General features: G+C 51.6%; 6 protein-coding genes and 1 pseudogene. 3 read left to right on the plus strand and 4 right to left on the minus strand.

Features of this window, described 5'->3' with window-relative positions; genetic code table 11:
* Positions 1 to 28 precede the first annotated feature (28 nt).
* The gene (locus tag AC1HCM_RS01115) at positions 29 to 1,225 is read left to right on the plus strand and encodes an OmpP1/FadL family transporter (protein ID WP_479459939.1); all 1,197 of its coding nucleotides are present in this window, start codon (positions 29 to 31) and stop codon (positions 1,223 to 1,225) included.
* Positions 1,226 to 1,273: 48 nt separating this feature from the next.
* On the opposite strand, the gene AC1HCM_RS01120 is transcribed toward AC1HCM_RS01115, so the two are convergent.
* Entirely contained in the window at positions 1,274 to 1,687 is a 414-nt protein-coding gene (locus AC1HCM_RS01120; protein ID WP_479459934.1) for a secondary thiamine-phosphate synthase enzyme YjbQ, read from the minus strand.
* A gap of 1 nt (position 1,688) precedes the next feature.
* Positions 1,689 to 2,078, minus strand: coding sequence for a hypothetical protein (locus AC1HCM_RS01125; RefSeq protein ID WP_479459935.1), 390 nt, complete (start codon positions 2,076 to 2,078; stop codon positions 1,689 to 1,691).
* Between the two features lie 57 nt (positions 2,079 to 2,135).
* Between AC1HCM_RS01125 and trpE the strand changes: the two genes are divergently transcribed.
* Entirely contained in the window at positions 2,136 to 3,623 is a 1,488-nt protein-coding gene (gene trpE, locus AC1HCM_RS01130; RefSeq protein ID WP_479459936.1) for an anthranilate synthase component I, read from the plus strand.
* On the opposite strand, the gene AC1HCM_RS01135 is transcribed toward trpE, so the two are convergent.
* Entirely contained in the window at positions 3,603 to 4,145 is a 543-nt protein-coding gene (locus tag AC1HCM_RS01135; RefSeq protein WP_479459937.1) for a hypothetical protein, read from the minus strand. The genes trpE and AC1HCM_RS01135 overlap by 21 nt on opposite strands.
* Positions 4,142 to 4,501, minus strand: a complete 360-nt coding sequence (acpS, locus tag AC1HCM_RS01140; RefSeq protein WP_479459938.1) for a holo-ACP synthase — start codon at positions 4,499 to 4,501, stop codon at positions 4,142 to 4,144. The genes AC1HCM_RS01135 and acpS overlap by 4 nt, the downstream gene beginning before the upstream one ends.
* 72 nt (positions 4,502 to 4,573) lie before the next feature.
* On the opposite strand from acpS, the pseudogene AC1HCM_RS01145 reads away from it, so the two are divergent.
* A pseudogene (locus tag AC1HCM_RS01145) lies at positions 4,574 to 4,820 on the plus strand (proline--tRNA ligase); the annotation flags it as partial.

Below are 4,820 nucleotides of genomic sequence, written 5' to 3' on the forward strand. Positions count from 1 at the left end.
AGGTGCGCCCGTCGGACCCGTTGACTCCATATTCAGAAACCCCGCATGGATGAGCACCATGGAGAACAAGTTCACCGCTCAGTTCGGCGGGATACTGTTTATGCCTAAGGTGAAGGTGGAAAATGTAGGTGGTATGGAAAGTAATGCGGCAGCTGGACCACCGCCAAATGTTCCTATAAACTCTCAAGGAAAAATAAAAAGCGATGCTGACTTGTTCGTTGTTCCCGAGATAGGTATAGTCCACAGGCTAAGTGAGAAGTTGGTGTTCGGTATAGGAGCCTTCGGTGTTTCTGGTATGGGGGTTGATTATAGAAGTAAGAAGCTTTATGATGCGGATCCAACTCCCAATACGTATTACACAAATGCCGTAGCAAAAATGCACACAACCTTCCAGTTCATGAGAATCATCCCTGCCCTCGCTTTCCAAGTTAATGACATGATTACCATATCGGGTGCAATTCATGGAGCATGGGGTTCACTTGATATGGGAGCTGAGATGTGTATGGACTCTGATGGAGATACCCTTCCAGAAGCTGACAGGTGTTGGAATGCGGGAGGTGGACAGTCCCAGACCTTGGGCATTGGAGTCCAACTTGGAGCATCTTTAAACTTTGGAGATTTCCTCTATGCTGGTATTACATACCAGTCCCCGGTGAGCATGACCTACAAAAACGTTTTTGATTCTAATGGAGATGGTAAGTATGAAGACCTAAAGCTCCAGCAACCTCAGGAGGCTGCTCTTGGTATAGGTATTGCGCCGCTGGGCGGGCTCAAGGTTGGCCTTGACCTCAGGTGGATAAACTGGAAAAACGCAGACGGCTACGGAGACTTCCAGTGGGATGACCAGCTTGTCTTTGCCCTGGGTGCAGAGTACAAGCCAATGGAAAAGCTCGCTCTCAGGGTTGGTTACAACTATGGAAAGTCTCCTATACAGGGAGGAGAAAAAAATGCGATGAATTCAAACTCCATACCTGACTTTAAAGCTGGCTTTTCCGACTACAACATAGCATGGTTCAACTTGGTTGGTTTTCCTGCCATATCTGAACAGCATATTACCTTGGGTGTAGGCTATGACTTCACCGATACATTTGGTATAGATATATCGTATGTACGGGCATTAAATAAGTCCGTAAGTGCATGTATGCAGGGTAACTGCAATGGAACCAACGTAGAAGCAAGCAACGCCCAAGACTCTATCTCCATCGGCGCTTCCTGGAGGTTCTAAGTTAGAAACCTACTTGCTCTCCTCCCGGTCGGGAGGGGGCTTTCTTTTTCACTCTCCTATTATCTTTATTATCGCCCTCTTTCTTCTCTGGCCGTCAAACTCTGCGTAGAATATCTCCTGCCAGGGACCGAGGTCTAACTTCCCATCGGTTATCGGAAGGACAACCTGAAGGTGGACAAGGAGGTTCTTGAGGTGGGCATCAGCATTGTCCTCCCCTGTCAGGTGGTGCCTGTAGTCTTCCCTGAAGGGAGCGAGTTTTTCAAGCCATTCCCATATGTCATCGTGAAGCCCCTCCTCGTCATCCTGAACTATCACGGCTGCGGTAAGGTGCATGGCTGAGACGAGGCAAAGCCCCTCCTTTACCCCAGACTCCTCAACAGCTTCCTTTACCGTGTCCGTTATCCTTATGAGCTCCCTTCTCTTTTCGGTGTGAAAGGTCAGGTACTTGGTGTAGGCTTTCACCTCAGCCGACCTTCAGCTCCTCTATCCTTCCCCTTATCTCCTCAAGCCTGCCCTCAAGCTCCTTAACCCTTTCCATGGTCTTCGGGCAGTAAAAGACCTCTCCCTTGGAGAGGTACCTCGCCCTCTTCTTGAGCTCCTTTATCCTTCTCCTGAGTCTCCTCAGGTCTCTGGTGTAGAACCACGTCGCTATGGCGCTTGCGGTCTTAACGAGGTCCCTTCCATTTGCTCTCAGCTCTCTCTTGAACCTCCTCCTCTCCTTCTGGCCTGCGTGGAAGGAAAGGAGTTCAACGGTCTTCTTGCCCTTCGCCTCCTTAAGGAGGTTTTCCATCACGTTCCTGAAAGAGCCCTGAAACTTCTTCTTCGTTCTCCCTATCTTTACCCAGAGCTCCATCGCTCTTCCTCCTCTCAGAGAGTGCACAATTATAGCACATGGTTTATTATACCTTCCATGGAGCTAAGCCTCTCTAAGGAGGAAGCCAAAAGCCTGGCAAAGGACTACAACGTAATCCCTCTTCATACCGAGATACTCGCCGACGTTGAAACACCCCTTTCGGTCTTTCTCAAGCTAAAGAGCCCAGAGAGCTTCAACTTCCTGCTTGAGAGTGCGGAGGGTGGAGAGAAGTGGGGCAGGTTCTCCTTCGTCATAAAGGGCTCTTCCTTTTATATACGAACGAAGGGGAGCCACGGCGAGATATACGACAGGGGCAGGGTTGAGTTCTTTGAGAGCAAGGACCCTGCGGGTGTTGTGGAGAAGGTAATAAGAAAATTCAAACCCTACAACGACCCCGACCTGCCGAGGTTCTGGGGCGGTCTCGTGGGATACTTTGCCTACGATATAGTGAGCTTCTACGAGCCCGTTGAGGACAACAACCCGGACCCAATCGGGACCTACGATGTTTACACCGTCCTTACGGACCTCGTTGTCATCCACGACAACCTGACAGGAAAGATAAAGATAGTCTGTCCCCTTCTCACCGAGAGGGGAGTTGAGGAAGAGTACGATAGGGCTGTTAGCAGGATTGAGGAGACCGTAGATAAGCTCAGGGAGAGAAGAGCCCCTCACTTTTCCTTTCGTGAGAGGGAGCCGGACCTCTCCCTCTGGGAGTCAAACTTCACCAAGGAGGAGTTTGAGAAGGCTGTGGAGAAGGCTAAGGAGTACATAGCCCAGGGGGACGTGATACAGGTGGTTCTATCCCAGAGGTTCAGGAGGCACTACCTCGGAGACCCCGAGAACATCTACAGGGTCCTCAGGTACCTCAACCCCTCCCCCTACATGTACTACCTTGATTTCAGGGACCTAAAGGTTATAGGCTCCTCTCCCGAGGTTCTCGTGAGGGTTGAGGGAAGGAGGATAGAGACAAGACCCATAGCCGGGACCAGACCAAGGGGAAGGACATCCGAGGAGGACAGGAAGCTTGAGGAGGAGCTCCTGAGGGATGAGAAGGAGAGGGCTGAACACCTAATGCTCGTTGACCTTGCGAGGAACGACCTTGGAAGGGTCTCTGAAACCGGGAGCGTCAAGGTTGAGGACTTCATGAGGATTGAGAGGTACTCCCACGTCATGCATATAGTCAGCAACGTCACCGGCGTCCTCAAGGAGGGGCTTACAGCCCTGGACGTTCTCAAGGCTACCTTCCCTGCTGGGACAGTCTCGGGGGCACCGAAGGTCAGGGCTATGCAGATAATAGCCGAGCTTGAGAAGGAGAAGAGGGGTATATACGCCGGGAGCGTTGGATACGTTTCCTTTCAGGGGAACATGGACATGGCTATAGCTATAAGGACAGCGGTCCTGAGGGACAGAGAGGTCTTCGTTCAGGCTGGAGCCGGCATAGTGGCTGACTCCGTCCCCGAGAGGGAGTGGGAGGAAACCCTGAACAAGGCTAAGGCTCTCATGAAGGCTGTTGACAGCGCCAGCTCAATCAACGTAGAGGGATAGGTTGGGTATCCCGTATATCTTCTGAACCTCCCTCTTTATAAGTTCAGCATATATGTCCTTCCTACCCTCAAACTCCCTGTACTTCTCTTTTATCCTCCTCCTTTCCTCCCTGTCCATGCTCCTCCAGAGCTTCCTGACTATCTCCCTCTCTATCTCCTTCAGTATTTCCTGAGCCTCTTCTTCGCTCTTTGGTCTTGGCACCTCCCCGGTGAGGTAGTCCTTCACGAGGGATAGCTTCTTCTTGAACCTCCCTTCCCAGTCAAGGGCAGCCCTCTGTGCCTCCAGCTTAAGGTAGTTCTCGTACTCCTCCATTATCGTCTTGAAGCACAGAAAAAGGGGGTACTTGCTCCTCCTCCTGGGATTGAGCGATGTGTAGCACCTTTCAATCCCTTCCATGACTACCCCCTCGGGGACTCCCATCTCCTCCAGGTAGTCCAGGAGCATACGCTCTCTCGGAGATAGAAAGAATACACCTCCCTTCATCTCAAGGATGAAGCTCTCAAGCCTTTTTGAGTAGCTCATCTTATGCAGGCTACTGCGACGGAGTAGTCCCTCTCGTGGGACAGGGAGACTACCAACCGCCTATCCCCGAGGAGCTCCACAGCCTCCTTCCTGTGGAGGACGACCTGCGCTGGCTTTCCCCTGTTCCCGAGAACCTCTATCTCCTTGAACTTCAGAAGGACGCCGTACTCGGCGTAGAAAGCCTTAAGGACAGCCTCCTTGCAAGCCCAGCGGGCTGAAAGACAGGGAAGCTTAGCCTCCTGTGAAAGGCAGTACTCCAGCTCCCTCTCGGTGTATATTCTCCTCAGAAACCTCTCCCCGAACCTCTCTATAGCCTTGCCTATCCTCTCGTTCCTGACTATGTCCACACCCACCATAGATCTGCAAATTTTACCACTCTGGTTTCTGACGGTTGCAAAGGGAGAGAAGATTCGGTTTACAATATTCCCATGCGCTGGAGCAGATACTTCCTCTACACAACAAAGGAAGACCCTGCTGAGGCTGAGGCACCTTCCCATAAACTCCTTCTGAAGGCAGGCTTTATAAAGCAAGTCTCCGCAGGCATATATGAGATACTCCCCGCGGGGTGGAGGGTGATGAAGAAGATAGAGAGCGTCGTTCGCAAGGAGATGGACCGCTCCGGCGCCCAGGAGCTACTCCTTACAGTCCTCAACCCAGCGGAGCTGTGGAAGGAGA

This window comes from Hydrogenivirga sp. (assembly GCF_056450045.1).